We start from the raw sequence: 20,048 nt of genomic DNA, 5'->3' as shown, positions 1-20,048 counted from the left end.
AGTTTCACTAAAGATAGGAAAATAGGCAAAATACCTGCTGAAAAAACAAAAAACCTCATAAGGAAACTTATGAGGTTTTGGTATTTTATTATAATGAATTCCAGCCAGGCTGAATTAACATCAAATTATAATTAGTTATTCAAAGCTTCGGCACCACCAACAATCTCTAAGATTTCATTAGTAATAGAAGCTTGTCTTGCTTTGTTATATGATAATTTAAGTGCATCTCTAAGCTCAGTTGCGTTATCTGTTGCTTTATGCATAGCTGTCATACGTGCTCCATGCTCTGATGCAAATGAGTCACGTATTGCCTTATACAATTGAGTCTTAAGTGACTTAGGGATTAATTGCTCTACAATCTCTTCCTTAGAAGGTTCGAAGATATAATCCAGATTTGTATTAGTTGCTGCTTCTCCGCTTATTGGAACAATTGGCAAAAATTGTTCTGTAATAACCTCTTGAGTAGCGGCATTTTTAAATTTGTTATATACAACTACGATCTTATCATAAGAACCACTGGTAAAGTATTCCATTAATTCTTCTGCAATAGCAGCAACATTAGCAAATGTAAGGTCATCATATACTTCATTCTTATTGGAAACTACACTATGTGTCTTAGAAATAATATCATTCACTTTTTTACCAATAGTAACAAAATCAACTTGTTTCCCAGAGTATACATTTTCATATAACTCTTTTGAAGCTTTAATTATATTAGAATTAAATGCTCCAGCCAGACCACGATTAGAAGCTATAGCAACAACTAAGATTTTATTCTCTTCGCGTTGTTCTGCATATGCACTTGCGCTATCTCCTTCTAGTGAAGCGCTCAAGTTTTGCAGTAGTTCGGTAAGTTTATTTGCATAAGGACGCATTGCAGTAATCGCCATCTGTGCCTTATTCAACTTTGCTGCAGATACCATTTTCATGGCACTGGTAATTTGCATCGTTGATGATACAGAGGTAATTCTACTACGTAATTCTTTTAAATTTGCCATTTTTCTTAGTATTGAGTATTGAGTAGTTAGTAGTGAGTACCTTCTAGATCAATACCATTCTAAATAGTAAACTTTATTTTATTAAATACAGCGTATTAGAATCTAATACGCTGTATTTAATACTAGTTTTTATATTTCGCTGAAATTTCTTTACAAGCTGCCATTAACACATCGATTACCTCGTCTGTTAATTTTCCTGCTTTTAAAGTATCTAGTGTATCTCTATGTTTTGCATTAAGATACTCTATATAGTCACTTTCAAATTCTTTTATTTTATTTACAGGCACATCTCTTAATAGGTTTTTAGAACCAGCATAGATGATCGCAATCTGATCTTCTACAGTATATGGATCATTTTGTGCTTGCTTAAGAATCTCAACGTTACGCTTTCCTTTTTCTATTACATTTAGGGTAGCTGCATCAAGGTCAGATCCAAACTTAGCAAACGCTTCTAATTCACGAAACTGCGCTTGATCTAATTTTAGAGTACCTGCTACTTTTTTCATTGACTTAATCTGCGCAGATCCTCCTACACGAGATACAGAGATACCTACATTAATTGCAGGACGTACACCAGAATTAAATAAATCTGATGTTAAGAATATCTGACCATCTGTAATCGAAATTACGTTTGTAGGGATATATGCAGATACATCACCCGCTTGTGTTTCGATAATTGGTAATGCTGTTAATGATCCACCACCCTTTACTTTATCTTTTAAAGAATCAGGAAGGTCATTCATATCTTTAGCAATAGTATCATCTGCAATTACTTTTGCAGAACGCTCTAATAATCTAGAGTGAAGATAGAAAACATCTCCAGGATACGCCTCACGACCTGGCGGACGACGTAATAATAAAGATACTTCACGGTATGCTACTGCCTGTTTAGATAAATCATCATAGATAATTAAAGCAGGACGTCCTGTATCACGGAAATATTCTCCGATCGCAGCACCAGCAAATGGAGCGTATACTTGCATTGGAGCAGGGTCAGAAGCATTAGCCGCTACGATAGTAGTATATGCCATTGCACCTTTATCTTCTAGTACTTTAGCAATTAATGCTACTGTAGATGCTTTTTGCCCTATAGCTACATATATACAATATACTGGCTCACCTGCATCATAAAATTCTTTTTGATTAAGAATAGTATCGATACATACTGTTGTTTTACCTGTCTGACGGTCACCAATTACTAATTCACGTTGTCCTCGTCCTACTGGTACCATCGCATCAATAGACTTAATCCCTGTCTGAAGAGGCTCATTTACAGGCTGACGAAAAACTACTCCAGGAGCTTTACGTTCTAATGGCATTTCGAAAGTTTCACCTTCGATCGCACCTTTACCATCGATAGGGTTACCTAATGTATCCACTACACGACCTACAATTCCTTCTCCAACGTTAATTGATGCAATACGTTGTGTACGTTTTACAGTTGCACCTTCTTTAACTTCAGTTGAAGAACCTAAAAGTACTACCCCAACATTATCTTCTTCTAAGTTAAGTACGATACCTTCTAAACCAGATTCAAACTGTACTAATTCTCCATATTGAGCATTAGACAATCCGTATACTCTGGCGATACCATCACCTATTTGTAATACCGTTCCTACCTCTTCTAATGAAGCTGATGCTTCAAATCCAGATAATTGTTGTTTTAATATTGCTGATACTTCAGCAGGATTCACTTCTGCCATTTTATAATAGTTTGAAAGAACGAGCATGAACACTCATTCTCTTATTATTAAATTTATATTTTAAAATGTATGTATTAATTGCTTAATTCTCTTCTTAAGTTCGTAAGCTTATTTGCTATACTTGCATTATACTGTAAATCACCTACTCTAAGAATAAATCCACCGATAATACTTTCATCGATTACATTTTCTATAGTAGCTTCATTACCTGTTAATTCTTTAATCTTGGCCAAAACTTTAGCGCTTAACCCTTTATCCAATGGTACTGCAGTGGTTACTTTTGCAACCTGAGTGTTGTTTAACTGATCAAACAAAACAATGTATTGCTTTGCTACATCATCTAACAAGTTCACTCTTTTATTCTCGATTAATACATCAAAAAGTTTTTGTGTAATCTCACCAGTACTTTTAAAGATCTCACGCAATGAAGCAAGTTTTACTTCACTTTTGATCAATGGACTACTTAACACCATTCTGAGCTCTGCGCTACCGCTAACTGTAGCGATAATACTTTGCATATCCTTCTGAACATCTTCAGTAGCTTTTTTATCTTGAGCCAGGCTCAAAACTGCTTTAGCATAACGTATTGCTGCTCTACTCATTTAGTTTAGTTTAAAGTAACATCCCCTAGCATAGACTCAACCAATTCTAATTGTTTGTCCTTACCAGATAATTCTTTTCTCAATACTTTTTCTGCAATCTCTACAGAAAGCCCAGCTACCTGACTTTTAAGATCCGCTATTGCTGCTTTCTTTTCACTAGCAATAGCTACTTGTGCTTGTGCTACTATTTTATCAGCTTCTGCTTGTGCTTCAGACTTTGCATCAGAGATCATATTTTCTTTAAGCTGTCTGGCTTCTTTAAGCATACCATCACGCTCTGCTCTCCCTTCATTTAAGATTCGCTCATTATCAGCTTGAAGGTTTTGCATTTCTTTTCTTGCTTCTTCTGCAGACTCCAATGCATTTTTGATTCCTTCTTCACGATTATTTACAGCCTCTAAAATAGGCTTCCATGCAAATTTTCTTAATAATAATAGTAAACCTACAAAGATTAAAATCTGCCAGAAAAACAGACCAAACGAAAAATCATTTATTAACTTCTCCATTATTAATTATATTAATTTCTTTAGTGTTTAATTTTAAAAATCTAAATTAACAACAGCTATAACCAACCGTTATAGCTGTTGTTTATAAATTAAGCTGCGAATAACGCAGCAAATCCAATACCTTCAATAAGAGCGGCAGCAATAAGCATAGCCGTTTGTATCTTACCAGAAGCTTCTGGCTGACGAGCGATAGCGTCCATCGCCTGACCACCAATTCTACCGATACCAATACCAGCTCCGATTACGATTAAACCTGCTCCAACAATATTTGGAATTTCCATAATTATATAATTAAAAATTAAACGTTCAAATTCTAATGATGTGCCTCTTCATTTGCCATACCAAAGTATAGCGCAGACAACATCGTAAATATATAAGCTTGTAATGCTGCAACCAATAATTCTAATATTGATAACGCAAAAGCTAATCCAAATGATAATGGACTACCTATCCAGTTTTTAAATATGAATATCATTCCAATAATACTCATTAATACTACGTGACCTGCAGTCATGTTCGCATACAAACGAATCATTAATGAAAATGGCTTGATAAAAACTCCTAATAATTCTATTGGCGCCAAAACAACTTTCATAAAAGTTGGCACACCCGGCATCCAGAAAATGTGGCCCCAGTAATTTTTATTCGCTGTTAAATTAGTGATTAAAAATACGACTAATGCTAATGCAAAAGTTACCGCAATATTTCCTGTAACATTAACTCCAAGTGGAGTCATTCCTAAAAGGTTTAAAAACCAAATAAAGAAGAAAACGGTAAGCAAAAAGCTCATATACTTCTTATATTTATGTTCTCCGATATTAGGAATAGCTATATCATCTCTTATAAACAGAACCAAAGGCTCTAAGAAACGCCCTACCCCTGTTGGGATACCGTTATTTTTCTTATATGATTTAGCAAGACTTCTAAACATAAAAAACATAAGCAAACTAATCAATAGCATACTTACAACATTTTTGGTAATAGAAAAATCAAGTGGTTTTGCATTGGTAGCATGGTGATCTTCATCATAATTGATCGTACCTGATGCATCTGTTTTATAAATTTTTGAATGGTATAACTTATAGTGATTACCATCAACTTCGGCAACAGATTCACCGTGGTGAAATTTAGAGGAAGAAAAAACTTTTAGTCCATTATCCCATAAAATCACAGGCAAAGGAAAGCCATAATGCTTGTTTGCTTCTTCATCAGAAAACAATGTAAAATCATAAGAGTCTTGAAGGTGATGATCTACAAATTCTTTGATTCGTTCTTTTAAACCTCCTTCTCCTTCATTTTCCTTTTTCTCGGATTCTTTGGCGAATAAGTTTCCTGTCGTAAAGACCAGACTAAAAATCAATAAAATTTTAACTACAGTACGTTTTTGCATTACGCGTAAAATTTCGGTTCCTAAATTTCGGTGCAAATGTACATAATTATGTTAGATTCTTAAACTATTTTGACTAAATAAGTTTAAGATTATCCCTAAATGATTAAGTTTCTGAAAATCAATTATTTAGTAGAATTCAAAATCTTTGAAACATAATAGACTTCGAGGATTAAACAGATTAGATAGGCTACAAAAAAATCAAGAAAGACATTTTTATTGATTTCGAAATCATTAAGCTTACTGACGGCCATAAAAACTCCAATTTTTATAAGGCTACCTGCCATAAAAATAAAACCAAGTTGGTCTTTAAATTTTTTGCTTAGCACTAGTATAACAATTGTAAACACAAAGGTGAATGCACTATTGAATACGTATGAAAGCTTGATAATATTGATATTTCTTTCGAGTAAAAAGGCGTTTATGATACCCATATGGATCATATAACTGCCGGCTATTACAATAGTAAAAAGAAATAAAAAACGGAATACGTTCTTTCCCATTAATGTATTAAAATTCTTTATTCAAAAAATAAACTCATCAAATATCTAAATTTTCTAAACATTATAGAAGCATTTAAGGAATTTAAAAAATCTAATGACACATTATAGTAATCAATCAGATTTATTAATCCGATTGAGTTGTTTAATCACCAAATATATAGATGCTGTTACTCCAAAGAGTATAAACCCCATGGTAAACCATTTTTTATCCAATTCATAATAGGCATCTAGTTTTTTTCCGGCGTAAGCACACAGGAATATAGTAGTTCCCATTTGGAAAGCTATTCCTGTAAGGGCAATGTATTTATTAAAGGCTTTCTTACCTCGATTATTTTTTTTCAAGGTTCTTTTTATTAAGAAAAACGTCGTTTTAAACAAGCATTCTAATAGGATAGAAAATTAATGGTTCTGTCCAGTCCCGTCTCCAATACCATGACCAGAATAAGTAATTCCTAAATAATCGGAGTCATTTAATAAAAAACGGTTTCCTGTTCCTCCTCCAGCTCCATGAGGAGAACTTCCTCCCTTGGTGCTATGTAACTGACTTCTATTGAGTGTTTTTATAGAATTGATATTTTTCATCTTACACTTTATTTATAGTTACATCTTGTTTATATTAGAAGTTTGTATTCACTCAATCAAGCGAAAACCTAATACAGTAGATACAAACTTCTAATCTAAGCTGATTTCCCTTGTCCTTGTGTTGTTTGCGGTTGTGAAGATTTTTGTTCACTAGGCTTACCTAAAGATTTCACACTACCTTTCATAGAACAAGATGCATTAAAGTTTGCTCCTGGTTCAACAGCCAATTTACCTACAGTAACTTCGCCTTCGATATGCGCAGTTGGTTTTAAAGATAAGGTATTTGACACGATGAGAGTTCCTGAGAACTTACCTTCAAAATCTGCATCAGAACACTCTAATGTGCCTTTAATAAAGCCTGATGTTCCTACGACTACTTTACCAGTAGTTTTAAAAGTTCCTTCGATAGTACCTTCAATTCTAAAACCTCCTTCTGAAATAACATCTCCTACGATTTTAGTTCCTTCTGAGATTTTGTTTTGGTTGCGAGAGAAATCGGTCGTATTGCCGTAGTCTCTTCCTTTTTTATTGTCTGAAAACATAATATATAAGGGGGATTAAATGATTATTCGGTTTCTGGTTCTGGTTGTGATTGAATATATTCTTCGAGATTTTTATGAATCTGAAGCACTCGATAATTTGGAGATGCTATCGTAAAATACGCAGCCTCTACCTTTTCATAATATTTCTTTTTTCTGTTCCACTTTGTTAAATCTACACCTCGGGTGTCTTCGGTTTTACCTAAAGACAATAATTCTCCCAATCCTTCTGCAGCCAATTTATTTCCTTTTGTATGTACAACTACGAATTGTTGATCTTTATTATATATATCTAAGGAAACTTTCATCTTCTCATAGCGAAGTTCTTTGATAATAGCATCTATTAGTTCATTTAGTCCTTGAGCCTGATTATCTCCAAAAGTAGAAAATGCATAAACCAACTTATGGTTATCTTGTTCATCTATATCAGTTAAAAATACATTTTCTCGAATTTGCGGAATCGTAACCTGATAAATCACTTGGGCCTTTTTACCTTCGGGGCTTTGAGGATAATTAAGAGACACGTAGTTAAGCGCTTCTTTATAGGCTTCAAATCCTCTGTATCGTCCTATTGCCTGAGCTTTTAACAATTCGAATTTGGGTAAAAAATCTTCATCTCCTCCAAATTTCGTAATCATCTCATCGCTTTCTTTTATTACCGATGCATATTTTTGGTTCTGAAAATCCCTATACAATCTATTATATATTGATTTAGGACTGTTTTCATCATCTTTTAATGCTTCATCAGGGTTCTGAAGAATTTTGGCATATCTCGATTCTGCATGATTATTAATAATATCCTGCATCATTGCATTGGATCTCGAGGTATTTCCTTGTGTCAAATAGATTTTATACAAATTATATTTAGAAGGAACAATTAATCGTTTTTCAGGATTGTTCTGCAATAGATTTTCGAATTTATCTGTAGCTAAACCATACTCCTGAAATTTTTCTTTATATATAACTCCAAGTTGATAGTAAGCAAAGTTACGATCAGTTTGAAGGCTATCAATAGCTGAAGGATCGGTTGGTAATTGAGCAATATAGGTTTGCGGATCAAACGTTGGATCTGTATCGATAGAATATTCATCCTTTTCTTCTTTCTCTATTGTAGAGACAGCGCCCGGATTAGAAATACTTGAAACTCTCCAATTGTCTTGCAACTCTCTGTTTCCATACGTTCTTTTGAAAGCAGTTTTACCATAAGCTACAGTGGTTTGGTTATAGAAGTAAAAGATTCCTCCTTCTACACTTGGCCCTTTGGTATCTGTGCCAAATCCAGAGCCTGGTTGTCTATATCTCTGTTCTACAGGTAAATTATCCTTTATTCTGGCAATTTCTGCAGCTTTTTCTTCTTCGATAGCTTTTGTTTTTAACGCATCGGTATACTCTGCATAATACGTTATTCTCTGCTCTGGGGACATGGCCAAAATAGTAAGAATACTATCATTTGTTTTGGCAATACCCTCGTATAAAATAACATCATCAAGGTTATCTCTTTTTTTCTTTAATACTCTATACCGTTTTGAATCTACAATCATTCGCTGAAGTGTACTATCATAATACGCCCCAGAAATAGCATACTCCTTTCTATCAAAACTAATATCCCCAAGGGTATAATAGTTAAGAGATTCTAAGTATTTATCTTCAGACTTTGTTCGTAATGATTTATTATAATATTCTACAGCCAGATCAATAGAATCCAGAGTTTTAAAATAAACTGCTTTTTGGTTGTATATTTTATCTAAAAACGGTCGGTTTTCTCGATTTTTTTCAAGATCGGCTAATAATTCAAGAAACTCTTCTTTATTGCCGCTCTCATAATTAAAATTTCGAGCTTTTGCCATATAGGCATTCATCATATATTTCCTAGGTGACTTTCTATTGAGCGCAATGACCTGATCAAAAGCGTAATTTGCACTATCCTTATAGCCCAATTCATTTAATAATTGACCTTTTATATAGAGATATCTTCCTTTCTCTTCATTTTTTCTGGTATGAACAGCTGCTTTAGTAATATAAGTAACGGCAGAGTCTTTTCTTTCTAAGTTAATATATGCCTGAGCCATCATAGCTATTGCATCGGCATAATCCTGAGGTTTCATAAACTCCTGCTCGATCATTCTGGTTAGATCCTCTATCGCTTTATCATTATAATCAAGGCGAAGATTTGTTTTGGCTCTCCACACTTTGGCATGATTGATCGTATTACTTGTGGGATATTTATATAAAATATAGTTAAAAGCTTCTAATGCTGGTACAAAACGTTGTTCGAAATAACGAGCTTTCCCCAATAACAAAAATGCTTCATCGATCTTAGGGTTACGTTCCTTATTATCAATAAGCATACTATGCTTTTGGATTGCTTTTACTGCTTTTTCCTCTGCTCTATCAAAGTTTTTATTAAGTACTTCGTTAGGAAGTCTAACGTCTTCACTTACAATCATCCGTTCTACAGGTAGTAATTCCCAGAAATTGTCTTTGTAAGACTGAATGATATCTTCTTTACCTACTTCAAAGGCCAATCGACCATTATATAGCGTATTATTTTTTGTCGTAACATCATGCCACGTACGATTTATAAACTTGTCCTTTTTACGAGAACAAGCAAATCCTACAATTGCTAGAAACAATATCAGCGTGATCTTTAATAGCTTTCTGCCCAAACCAGATAAATTTATACGTGTGATAACTAAAAAACTTGACTTTTAGTGTGTTGATTGTACACAAAAATTGTGTGTGCGTTGTAAAAATACATTTCTTTCGTTAAAAAACAGGTTGTTAACATATTTTTCTCTGCTCAATTATTGTTTTCGTTATGCTCTTTTGATTTATTAACAATATGGATTATATAAAGAGGGGTTAGAATATTTACATTCCTTAACAACTAGATTTATTTAAAGCTTATAATGCATAGTAAACATAAGTATTCTAGGAATAATAAAATCTTTTGTATCTGAAACTAAAAAATCTGAAAATGCATTATTTTGTTTAAATTGAGTCTTAAATATATTTGAACCGCTTATTTCAAACCCAAAAGGACTATTCTCTTTTTTGTAAAATAATGATATATTGGACATATCAAATGTGGTTGAAGTATCTGTATTTTTATTTTTGAATTTAGTGAGTCTATAATCAAATGTAAAAGTGAAATTTCTAAGAAAAGTATACTCAATATTGCCAAAAGGCTCATTAGTAACAAAACTAGTTTCTCTCATATCTGAATTATACATACTAAATTTTGTTTTGTAGCCTAATTCTATATTAGGCCATTTCTTGAATCTGGTTGTTATACTTCCGGTTAAATTTATATCAATTCTTGTATCCTCACTATGTATTGTATTAATAATCTTTTGGAAAGTAGTATATTGTCCCCTTGCATTTATTTTTAGATTTATTTTTTTGATTTTTTTCCTCAGATTAAAAATGCCATTTAAGGTAGTTTCTGGTGTTTCCTGTAAAACAGGTATTAAAAACTGATCTATTCCTTCTATTTGTATTTGATTTCTTATAAAACTATTCTTTCTTTTATAATCGATAAGACCATTCAAAATAAGACCATTATACATTGCAAATTTTGAATATCGTATACTTCCGTTTTCATATATTTCATTCTCCAAAATAGAATTACCTCTAATAATTTTGTTATAATCCAAAAGCCTAAATTTATTAGCATAATTAGGGGCATCAGTGAAATTACTTAAAAACCTATATGTAAATGTTAGATTTTCTGAGGGTTTTAGCTCTAATTTGGCGGTAACATCTGGAAGAAAAACAAATTTGTCATTAGAGAGTATCTCTTCTTGTTTGGATTTCCAATTATAATAGTGAAGATGACCTCCAACTTTTACGGTTAATTCTCCGGTTTTAAATTTGAAATGCGTACCTAAATATAGATCATTGAGTCTGAAATCAAGATCATTATTAAATCCAGAATTTTCAAAATCATTTATAGTATTATCTTCCAGTAGCTGAAAATCTTTGGTTATGTACTCTTGATTCAAATATTTGTTTCCTAGAGTAGTATACAAATGACTATTACTTGTTAGCACCCAATAATGTTTACCAACAATATCCAACGTATGGTTTGTAAAATCAATATTCTGTTTTAAATTGAATCGTTCTTCTTGTATAAGCGGGATAATAGATTCAAAAATAGGGCGATTAGTGTTCCAAAACTCTTTTGGAGCTGTATTGCTATATGTATTACTAATGACTAAAGAAGTTGTGTGTTTGCTGTTGAGTTTCTTATGCCATTCAAAATCTTGGTGTAATTCAAGGCCTTTAACTTTATTTTCATTACCAAAATCGGTGAGTACATTATCTATTGAAGTAAAACGTTTTTCTAAACTCTCATTGTTTATAATTTTAACCTGTAGGTCAACAAATACTTTTTCTTTAAAATTTGGTGAGTAATCAGCTGATAATTTTGCTATTCCTAGAATATTATCATCTTCTTGACCAGATTGAACCTCTTCTCTGTAACTGGAATTCTCAAAGAAATAATCATTAATAACTTCCCTCCTTCTTATAGTATGGTTGTCGGCATAAATCCCATAACCCGATACTGTTAAATCGGTATTTACATTTGAAGATACATGCAGGGCCGAAAATTTGTTTTTACTTTTAAATACAGGCTGGTTATTGATTAGGTTGGTATAATTTTGAATCGAATTTGACCGCGAAGTACCATCTTTTTCCATAAGCCTGTTCCTCCCTCCTTCAAAATTCATATAATCATTTATGGTAAAACTTTTTTTTCCTGTATCATTAAGGTCACCAATAAAATTCATATTGGTTTTTGGGCTATAGTAGAATAACGCTGCATGAGATTCATAATGCTTATCTTCTCCTACTGCAGTGGTAATATCTCCAAAAGCAAAGTTTTTCTTATCTTCTTTTAGGGTGATGTTCATGGCCATCTCATCACTATCTACAAAATTTTTTAAGAACCCTACCTCACTATAATTATCTAATACTTCTACATTATCAACTGCATTGGCTGGGATATTCTCCACAGCCAGTTTACTGCCACCACCAAAAAAAATTCCTCCTTCTACCATCATTTTGGTTACCTTTTTGCCATTAACTGTTACTTCTCCATCTTTTTCGACCTCTACCCCCGGTAATTTTTTTAAAATATTTTTAAGTTTGTGTTCTTTGCCGTCGGTAAATGCTTTTACATCATAAATAATCGTATCTTTTTTAATTAGCATAGGGATTTCTTCAATTATGATTACCTCATCCAATTGCTCGGTTGCCCTATTTAAAACAACATCTTTTTCAGCATCTTGTGTAGCATTCAATTCAAACGTATGACTATCATACCCTAAATAACTTACTGTAATCGTATATTTTTGATCTTTCTGAAGTGATAATGTATATTTCCCTTTCTCGCTTGTAATAGAAAATGATAGGTTAATATCTTTAGAAAGTGGTTTGGCGATAATGTTTACATTGCTTAAGGGTTGTACACTATCCTTTACAACACCTGATAGGGATATTTCTTGCCCATAAAATGCTATACTACTTATACATAATATAATAACCAATAAATATCTTAACACGTATTATTAGATGGTATTAATTTTTAATTCCTCATATTATCCATGATCCTATCTACTCGTTCTTTTAGTTCTTTTTCGGTAACCAATTCTCCTTTCTCGGGTTTTTTGATCTTAATTTCTTTTTTAGGATTTAAATCTATGCGTTTTACCACAAACTCCACAAAACCTCCATAGTCTAGCATAATAATCAATCCCGGCAAATTACCATAACCTACAGCTCCAAAAGGTATAGAGATATCCGGGGCATACCAGGCAATCACTTCCTTTTCATGTATTTTACCACCATATGCTTTAGTTTTCTCAATATATTTAGCTTTATAGCAGGTATATTTTCCTATTTTTTTAGACTCGTTACTTAATTTCCAATTAATCTTTTCGGATTTTACTATAAAAGTCTGTCCAATCATATCTGTTTGATGAAGTACTTCGTTTGACTCAATATGGGTATAATATAGTCCTTCTCCTATACCGTAGCTAAGTGCTCCTCTTAAAAGTTTATTTTTTTCATGTTCTAAAGTTGTTTCTGCTTTGAATTTGGATTCATTATTTTTAAAGAAAAGGTTAAACTCCATATCTTCCAAAAGTAGCTGCATACCATGATCCATATCAGCAATGGTTTTATAATATCTGGGCTTTTCTTTAGCTATTTTTTTAGACTCTTCAGTCTCAGAAATGAGTTGAGTCATTCTTTTTTGATAAGTAACAATACCACTATGTTGGCTATTAGATAACCAAGGAAATATAAGACATAAAAGTAAAATCCAATATTTTATACTTTTCATTTGTTTAGATGTATTGTTTTAGAGGTCAAATCGAATTGCTCACTAAATAGTTCAATTTTTAAATACGCTGCCTCAAGGCAAAGCCATCAAGATATCCAATGGCAACAATTTTATTTTTAGTTTGATAAAACCATAAAATTATCAAATTTCTTCTAAACCCCGATGCTGTGCATCGGGGAATTCTATTGGTTAAAGCAACCTAACTAAGCACAATTAGCTGAGTAATATAGATTCATTGCTTCATATTCTCCATTTTTACCATATAAATGTCCGTATTTTGATCCATATTCCCATGCACGATCTAAACAAGATTGTCCTTTTACCACTAATTTCTCTTCTCTTTTAAGAACAGTAACTCCTTCAATTTTTAAAACATTTTTTAACATAATAGTCTAAATTTAAATTATTTTTTCCCTACTCTTTACAGGATTTTCAGGTAACTCCTACCATGTTGTACAACAATTTATCACCTGTCTTGATTAAAAAAGACAGTGTATTATATACATAGTATTGATTGGTAACATAAATATCATTCTGAAACAATCAGTTACAGTTGAATTTGATATTTATGTTTAAGGGTAGGAATTATTTATATAAAAATGTAGTGCTAATTTTACATTTCATATTACGGCAAAACCATAATATTTCTATGGCTGTATCTTAAATAAAAATATACAATACTCTTGACCTTCATTTCAATAAAGTGACTATTGGTCACATTAATCAGTAAAAACTTATTTCTCTTTTCATAGATAATCACAACATCAACATCTTATTGATTATCAAAATATTAAATATAATTGCGATTTGTTTTCCACGTAAAAATTATTCAATAAATTCATTGTGATTTTTACATACTATCAAATTTTTAGACTCACGTCTTAAGTGTCTATAAATGTTTAAGACAAAATCTCTTAAAACTCTTATTATGAAATCAAAATTGTTAAACTTAGGTAAAGCTTTAAGCAAAAGACAGCAACAAAAAATTAAAGGTGGTGCCCACAGACATTGTACCAGCCACCAAGATTGCCCTGGTGGACAGGGATGTTGTTATGCTATAGAATTATGCTTTTTAGATTCTTATCCTGGTCTACAGCCAGGTGGTACTTGTTGGAATTAATTCATTTAATCTAAAAATAATAGGGTACTGAAATCAAATTTTTCAGTACCCTTTAAAATAAAAACACATCTTCTAATAACCTTTCTTTTGATATCGAAGGGCTTCTACTGCTCTCTTTTTTATGGTGTCGCATTGATTCTAATAAAAAGCAGAATAGTTAACTGATTATTTATGACCATCATCAGGTATTTTCTTCTCATACAGTCACTTACAATTCTTTTTATTTCGGGAGGTATTTTCTTCAAACATTCTAAAAGTCTAAAAAGCTGGACTATTGCCTTATTTTCAGGAATATTTGGTTTAGAAATATTAGTATTTCTTTATGGGACTAGTAAACTATTGATAGTCTACCCCCAGTTTTTAGGATGGTTTTATTTTGATATGGGTTTTCTTTATGGACCATTATTATGGTTTCACTTTCAATCTTTTATCCATAATAAAAATAAGTATTCAAAAATTGATGGTTTACATTTTATAGCATTCGTAATTATATATATACTCATCATAGATATTTTGATGTTACCTAGTGAAGAACGTTTGCAATATATGAGAGAGCGTTTTTTAGATCAAATAATGCCTATAAATTACGCCAGGGCCATTCATCAATTATTATATGCAATTGGCATTATTTATATAACCATAAAAAACAAGGTAAAACTATCATCAAATGTATTAGTGTACTTATTTACACTTGCCTGTATATATATCTGTTCTACCCTGATTATCTCATTTCTTACTCTATTTGCTGATGGATGGCGTCAATTTGCTTATTATTATTTGTTTAATAATATCATGATTTTTGTTGTTGGGATTATTCTCTATACCAATCCTCAATTTCTTAAAGAGATTAAGAAAAAATACTCAAATTCTACATTGGATTATAACGTTATGGCCCAAATTCAAAAGAAAATTAATGCGCTCTTTATTCATGATTCTATATTTCTAAAAAATGATCTTACCATTGGGTATTTGGCCGAAGAACTTAATGTGAAACCTTATCAAATTTCACAGACTTTTTCTGAATGTATTCAAGAAAATTTTAATGATTACGTGAATAAACATAGAGTAGCGTATTCTCAAAAATTACTTAAAGACACTGCATACAATATTTATAAAATAGAAGCCATTGCAACTGAGTCGGGTTTCAATAATAAGGTCACTTTTTATAAGGCCTTTACAAAACACACCTCTACTACACCTTCTAAATACCGAAACTTAAATAAAAAAGGAGTAAAGAATAATTTAAGTTAACGTTTTACAAAGGTTTTTATGCTTCACAAATCATGATTGGTTAGTAATTTTATACTGAATAACAATTTATTAACCAATTATACAACAAATCATGAAAAAGTATTTCTTAACATCAAAAGGGCAGTTTTTAAAAACTTCGTTTGCCTTAGCATGTGCAATTTTAATATCTATATTCTTAGTATCTCCTCTACAAAATTTAAATGCTAACATTGCTCGTGAAAGTTCAAATATTGAAAACCAAGAGAGCTATTGTCCTACTGGTTGGGTACCTGAAGAGACTGATTGTAGCTGTACTTCATTTAACCTTGTTTGTTCGAATTATAGAATAGATAGAAAATATATTTTCTGTACTCCAATGGGGACATCAACCGATGAAACCAGAAGCATTTTTACAGGTATTTCTTTTGGAAAGTGTGACCCTGTAACCCTGCCTTAGTATAGAAACTCATTTTTAAAAATTTAATTCTTAAAACCATACAATTATGAAATCACAAAAAACAAAAAAATCAATAATCTCTATTTTGTTATCAGTAGTCGGGCTACTAATTTTTATTGTTGTACTTACTAGTTTTGAAAACAAAAGAAACATAGAGTCAGATGAAATAGTTACAGTAGAATTTTCTGAAGATCTCACAGGGGATTGGGAGTGTGGAGGAACAACTGATTGTGGAGAAACCAGAGAGCGTACCTATACAGATGTATCTTGTAAAAAACATTGGAGTTGTCTTTGGTTATGCGAAAAAAAATACGTCGTAACAATCACAGAAAAAAAGTATTGTAGCAATGAATTTCCGAATTGCCCTGGAGGAAATGCCCATAAATGGAAAAAAACCGGTAGTAGTGGCAGATGGGTAAGGTGTGATTAATCAAAAACTCTACCTTTATTCTATTTAAAAGATCAAACAATTTTAAAATTGTTTGATCTTTTAGTCATTCTTATATATCTACAGGCTTTTTCATAGCAGGTTTCAATACGTTTTCAAACCCGTTACAACACATGCTTATTTTTATTCTTCCTCACCAAAATGTGCTTCGAGTTCTCTAAGTGTTTCTTCTGATGTAGAAAGATCTTTTACTACTTGTCCTTTATCCAACACTACAATTCGCTCACATACCTCGGTCACATGTATTAAGTCATGACTTGATACCAGAACTGTAATATTTGGATCAGCGGATAGTTCTTTAATTATTTTTTTTAAGCGAATTTGTGTCGTTGGATCCAAATTGGCAAAAGGCTCGTCTAGAACAATTACTTCTGGATTACCAATAAGTGCTGCAACAATACCTGCTTTCTTTTGATTTCCTTTAGAAAGATCTCTTAAATATTTTTTCTGCCCTAAAATCTCACCATGAAAAAAGTCTTCAAAACCAGATAGTAATGCATCTACATCGGCTTTATTTTGCCCTCTAAGCTCTCCAATAAAATAAAAATACTCTTCTGCAGTAAGATATCCTATCAAGAACGTTTCATCAATAAATGCAGAAGTTACCGATTTCCATTCTTCACTTTCATTAACTTTAATTCCTTTATTTTCGATATACCCTGTTGTGGGCTGAATAAGATCTAATATAGCACTAAATAAAGTTGTTTTTCCTGCTCCATTATTACCTACCAGACCAAAACTTTTTCCTTTCTGTATTTCTAGAGATTCTATATTAAGTACGGTATTTCCGGTATATGTTTTAGTAAGATTATGTACTGATATCATTTTTCTTATTTTTTTTGTTTGTATGCCAAGATCGTTTTATACTTCTCTGTTCTATAAATACGTTCAATTTTATTAAAAACTGCATCTTTAAATGCAAACCCCGCGATACCTGCTACAGTTACAAGAGCATATCCCGCATAAGGACTATACGCATAATGGCCTATTGCATATAATATCATAGGTAAAACCATTTTAGGCAACGATAATAGTAAGGTCTTAGCGTTAAAAGCTTGCTTATCCCCAAATGCATTTTTGTTACTAGTTAAATCAATAGGCGTTTTTACATAAGCTCCCGCCCATAATACTACATGAGAATTCACTCCTATATTATAGATTGCTCCCACCACTATAGCAAGATATACTTCCCATCCATAATACAAATATCCAGATGCTAATACTGTAGAAATCAATGTTGCAATTACCATCAACCACCATTTAGAAGATAGATATTCTTTGTAACGTATATTTTGACTCATCATTAACGGATAATATGAACTATCCCAACTAGGTACAAACTGTCCAAAACTTAATAGAAATCCACCGGTGACAAAAATGGCAGCAAAAATTCTCCAAACGGGTCCATCATATGCCTCTACAAATCCTGTGAAGAATAACAATCCATAAAATAAGAACAGAATACTCACCAAAACTGTAGATCTGGCTCGTTTATTTCTTTTTATGAGTTTTATATCATTTTTAAGAAAGGTTGCAGTCTTTCCGAATCTATCTAACCACTCCAGATTTTCTGTTTTTACATTTTTGGTTTTAGTTGCTAATCCAGCATCCAGATACAAGTCGGTTACAAAGGATCGAAACGATATGGTTATTAAAAATAATAGTATCGCTATAGGAATCAATACCAAAAAAGGAATTTCATATAATCCTTTAAAAAATGGTGCCGTATACGTAGTGATATCAAAATATTCGAAATAATGTAACCCTCCTAAAATTGCCAAAATACCACCTATGATAAATATAAGGTTGTCTTTTTTGTTTAGAATAATATTTAGAAAATTGTTACTATAGATTAATGCTGCCAATCCTATATTCCATAATAACACATCAAATACTGGATATTCATTTCCTATCAATACAATAGAAAACGGAATAAAAAAGAAAGCATGAATAATATTAAAAAATGAAAATACTGTTTTTCCAAAAGCAAAAGAAACTATTTTTCTTTTCTTAAAAGGAAGAATCAGTAATGGCTTAATATTAATAACCGGCATTTTTTGCAATGCATATCGAAATAACAAATCAATTACTAACCAATATATCAAAAACCTGTTTATGGTTTCTAGAGGATCGAGATTAAGCTCTTCTTTAATTAAAAAAAACGCGCCAATTCCTCCCGAAGCCATCATGACAATAAACCAAAGTGCCCAAAACCCCATAAAGAACTTCATAAATAATCCAGAGGTTAATGAAGCAGATCGCCAAAAAGATTTCCATTGTAAATTGATGAAACGGGTAAACATAGATAAGATGTATTTAACTATTTAGTAATCAAAATCGCAATTTTGTTACAAAAATAAATCAAGAACTCACTTAAATTCTTTCGTAAAGGCTATCTTCTCTTGTTGCATTTACTATTTTTGTCACAAATTTAAAAATGAGATCCCGATATATTATCGGATTAGTTAAACTGTCTATTTTGAATTCTCCTTATAATGAAGTTTTCAAATTAGGTTTTTAGTAAAATACAATGTCAGATTTTCATAAATTATCCATACAACATATTACTCGAGAAACTCCCTTGGCTGTTTCTATAACTTTCGAAGTACCAACAGCATTAAAGGATGCCTATTCTTTTATCCCCGGGCAATACATTACTATCAAAACTGAGGTAGAAGGAAAAGAAGTGCGTAGAGCATATTCTATTTGTAGTTCTCCAAAAAGTGATGTCCTTAAAGTAACCGTTAAAGAAATATCCGGAGGTACATTTTCGGTCATTGCTAATAATAAATTAAAAGAGGGTGATGTACTCGAAGTTCACACTCCCGAAGGTAACTTCTCACTTACCACTAATGCCCAAGCAAGTAATTCTTATGCTGCTTTTGCAGCAGGTAGTGGTATTACTCCTGTAATGAGTATGATCAAAGCGGTTCTTGAAGAAGAGCCAAATAGTCGTTTTGTTTTGGTATACGGAAATAGAACACCAGAAGAAACTATCTTTTATAAAGAATTACTAGAGTTACAAGCTAACTATTCAGATCGTTTATTTATAGAATTTATATATAGTAGAAGTCAGGAAGATAACGCTCACTTTGGAAGGATAGAAAAGTCAACTGTAAATTACGTATTAAAAAATAAATTTAAAGATCTTTCTTTTACTTCATTTTATCTATGTGGCCCCGAAGAAATGATCAATACCGTAACTTCAATTTTATCAGAAAATAATATTTCTAAAGATAATATTCATTTTGAACTATTTACCAGTAGTGCTTCTACAACAGAAATAGATGCTGATCTCGAAGGAAAATCCAATATTAAAGTATTGGTGGATGATGAAGAATTTAATTTCACCATGGATCAGAAAAAAACAATTCTTGATGCGGCACTAGACCAGGATATCGATGCTCCTTATTCCTGCCAGGGAGGAGTGTGTAGTTCATGTATTTGCAAAATCACAGAAGGTAGTGCAGCAATGGAAAAAAATAGTATTCTTACTGATGGAGAAATCGCAGAAGGATTAGTCTTGGCTTGCCAGGCTCACCCAACCTCATCATCAATTACTGTTGATTTTGATGATGTTTGATTTTGACCACTAACTTTATCTGTTAAAAATACATTTCAGCA

At 32.1% G+C, this 20,048-nt stretch carries 20 protein-coding genes; 5 read left to right on the top strand and 15 right to left on the bottom strand.

The genetic code is table 11. The features are described from left to right. Window positions 1–131: 131 nt before the first annotated feature. The 13 genes from atpG to AAFU52_RS09025 all read right to left on the bottom strand — a co-directional run bounded on the left by atpG (window position 132) and on the right by AAFU52_RS09025 (window position 13,555). The gene (gene atpG, locus AAFU52_RS09085; protein WP_438426197.1) at window positions 132–998 is read right to left on the bottom strand and encodes an ATP synthase F1 subunit gamma; all 867 of its coding nucleotides are present in this window, start codon (window positions 996–998) and stop codon (window positions 132–134) included. A 122-nt stretch (window positions 999–1,120) separates the two neighbouring features. Beyond that, window positions 1,121–2,701 (bottom strand): F0F1 ATP synthase subunit alpha, encoded by a 1,581-nt coding sequence (gene atpA / locus AAFU52_RS09080; protein WP_024769776.1) that lies wholly within the window; start codon window positions 2,699–2,701, stop codon window positions 1,121–1,123. Window positions 2,702–2,775: 74 nt separating this feature from the next. After that, the gene (gene atpH, locus AAFU52_RS09075) at window positions 2,776–3,303 is read right to left on the bottom strand and encodes an ATP synthase F1 subunit delta (protein WP_438426196.1); all 528 of its coding nucleotides are present in this window, start codon (window positions 3,301–3,303) and stop codon (window positions 2,776–2,778) included. Between the two features lie 5 nt (window positions 3,304–3,308). Continuing rightward, on the bottom strand, window positions 3,309–3,809 hold the full coding sequence (locus AAFU52_RS09070; RefSeq protein WP_438426195.1) for a F0F1 ATP synthase subunit B: 501 nt from the start codon (window positions 3,807–3,809) through the stop codon (window positions 3,309–3,311). 89 nt (window positions 3,810–3,898) lie between these two features. After that, window positions 3,899–4,090, bottom strand: a complete 192-nt coding sequence (atpE, locus tag AAFU52_RS09065) for an ATP synthase F0 subunit C (protein WP_034244746.1) — start codon at window positions 4,088–4,090, stop codon at window positions 3,899–3,901. Between the two features lie 32 nt (window positions 4,091–4,122). Further along, complete coding sequence (atpB, locus tag AAFU52_RS09060; RefSeq protein WP_438426194.1) at window positions 4,123–5,199, bottom strand: F0F1 ATP synthase subunit A; 1,077 nt, start codon at window positions 5,197–5,199, stop codon at window positions 4,123–4,125. A gap of 611 nt (window positions 5,200–5,810) precedes the next feature. After that, complete coding sequence (locus tag AAFU52_RS09055) at window positions 5,811–6,041, bottom strand: AtpZ/AtpI family protein (protein WP_438426193.1); 231 nt, start codon at window positions 6,039–6,041, stop codon at window positions 5,811–5,813. Window positions 6,042–6,098: 57 nt separating this feature from the next. Then, window positions 6,099–6,281: a hypothetical protein gene (locus tag AAFU52_RS09050; protein WP_024769783.1), complete on the bottom strand. Its 183-nt coding sequence runs from the start codon at window positions 6,279–6,281 to the stop codon at window positions 6,099–6,101. 95 nt (window positions 6,282–6,376) lie between these two features. Beyond that, complete coding sequence (locus tag AAFU52_RS09045; RefSeq protein WP_024769784.1) at window positions 6,377–6,823, bottom strand: bactofilin family protein; 447 nt, start codon at window positions 6,821–6,823, stop codon at window positions 6,377–6,379. Window positions 6,824–6,846: 23 nt separating this feature from the next. Next, window positions 6,847–9,486: a tetratricopeptide repeat protein gene (locus AAFU52_RS09040; RefSeq protein WP_438426192.1), complete on the bottom strand. Its 2,640-nt coding sequence runs from the start codon at window positions 9,484–9,486 to the stop codon at window positions 6,847–6,849. A gap of 231 nt (window positions 9,487–9,717) precedes the next feature. Next, on the bottom strand, window positions 9,718–12,387 hold the full coding sequence (locus AAFU52_RS09035) for a carboxypeptidase-like regulatory domain-containing protein (protein WP_438426191.1): 2,670 nt from the start codon (window positions 12,385–12,387) through the stop codon (window positions 9,718–9,720). A gap of 23 nt (window positions 12,388–12,410) precedes the next feature. Next, window positions 12,411–13,169, bottom strand: a complete 759-nt coding sequence (locus tag AAFU52_RS09030; RefSeq protein ID WP_438426190.1) for a GLPGLI family protein — start codon at window positions 13,167–13,169, stop codon at window positions 12,411–12,413. A 203-nt stretch (window positions 13,170–13,372) separates the two neighbouring features. Further along, entirely contained in the window at window positions 13,373–13,555 is a 183-nt protein-coding gene (locus tag AAFU52_RS09025) for a hypothetical protein (protein WP_438426189.1), read from the bottom strand. 542 nt (window positions 13,556–14,097) lie between these two features. Between AAFU52_RS09025 and AAFU52_RS09020 the strand changes: the two genes are divergently transcribed. The 4 genes from AAFU52_RS09020 to AAFU52_RS09005 all read left to right on the top strand — a co-directional run bounded on the left by AAFU52_RS09020 (window position 14,098) and on the right by AAFU52_RS09005 (window position 16,406). Next, the gene (locus AAFU52_RS09020; RefSeq protein WP_161635267.1) at window positions 14,098–14,289 is read left to right on the top strand and encodes a hypothetical protein; all 192 of its coding nucleotides are present in this window, start codon (window positions 14,098–14,100) and stop codon (window positions 14,287–14,289) included. A 171-nt stretch (window positions 14,290–14,460) separates the two neighbouring features. Further along, complete coding sequence (locus tag AAFU52_RS09015; RefSeq protein WP_438426188.1) at window positions 14,461–15,540, top strand: helix-turn-helix domain-containing protein; 1,080 nt, start codon at window positions 14,461–14,463, stop codon at window positions 15,538–15,540. Between the two features lie 91 nt (window positions 15,541–15,631). Next, window positions 15,632–15,976: a hypothetical protein gene (locus AAFU52_RS09010; RefSeq protein ID WP_024769788.1), complete on the top strand. Its 345-nt coding sequence runs from the start codon at window positions 15,632–15,634 to the stop codon at window positions 15,974–15,976. A 46-nt stretch (window positions 15,977–16,022) separates the two neighbouring features. Beyond that, on the top strand, window positions 16,023–16,406 hold the full coding sequence (locus tag AAFU52_RS09005) for a hypothetical protein (RefSeq protein WP_024769789.1): 384 nt from the start codon (window positions 16,023–16,025) through the stop codon (window positions 16,404–16,406). Between the two features lie 141 nt (window positions 16,407–16,547). Here the strand turns inward: AAFU52_RS09005 and AAFU52_RS09000 are convergent, their stop codons facing one another. Together AAFU52_RS09000 and AAFU52_RS08995 are read right to left on the bottom strand one after the other, a co-directional pair. Next, window positions 16,548–17,249, bottom strand: coding sequence for an ABC transporter ATP-binding protein (locus tag AAFU52_RS09000; RefSeq protein WP_024769790.1), 702 nt, complete (start codon window positions 17,247–17,249; stop codon window positions 16,548–16,550). 5 nt (window positions 17,250–17,254) lie between these two features. After that, window positions 17,255–18,727: a DUF5687 family protein gene (locus AAFU52_RS08995; protein ID WP_438426187.1), complete on the bottom strand. Its 1,473-nt coding sequence runs from the start codon at window positions 18,725–18,727 to the stop codon at window positions 17,255–17,257. A 227-nt stretch (window positions 18,728–18,954) separates the two neighbouring features. Between AAFU52_RS08995 and AAFU52_RS08990 the strand changes: the two genes are divergently transcribed. Then, window positions 18,955–20,007 (top strand): ferredoxin--NADP reductase, encoded by a 1,053-nt coding sequence (locus AAFU52_RS08990; RefSeq protein WP_024769792.1) that lies wholly within the window; start codon window positions 18,955–18,957, stop codon window positions 20,005–20,007. Window positions 20,008–20,048 lie beyond the last annotated feature (41 nt).

The sequence above is a fragment of the Aquimarina macrocephali genome, assembly GCF_051627225.1.
Classification (GTDB): domain Bacteria; phylum Bacteroidota; class Bacteroidia; order Flavobacteriales; family Flavobacteriaceae; genus Aquimarina; species Aquimarina macrocephali.
This window is presented reverse-complemented; position numbering and strand designations above follow the sequence as displayed.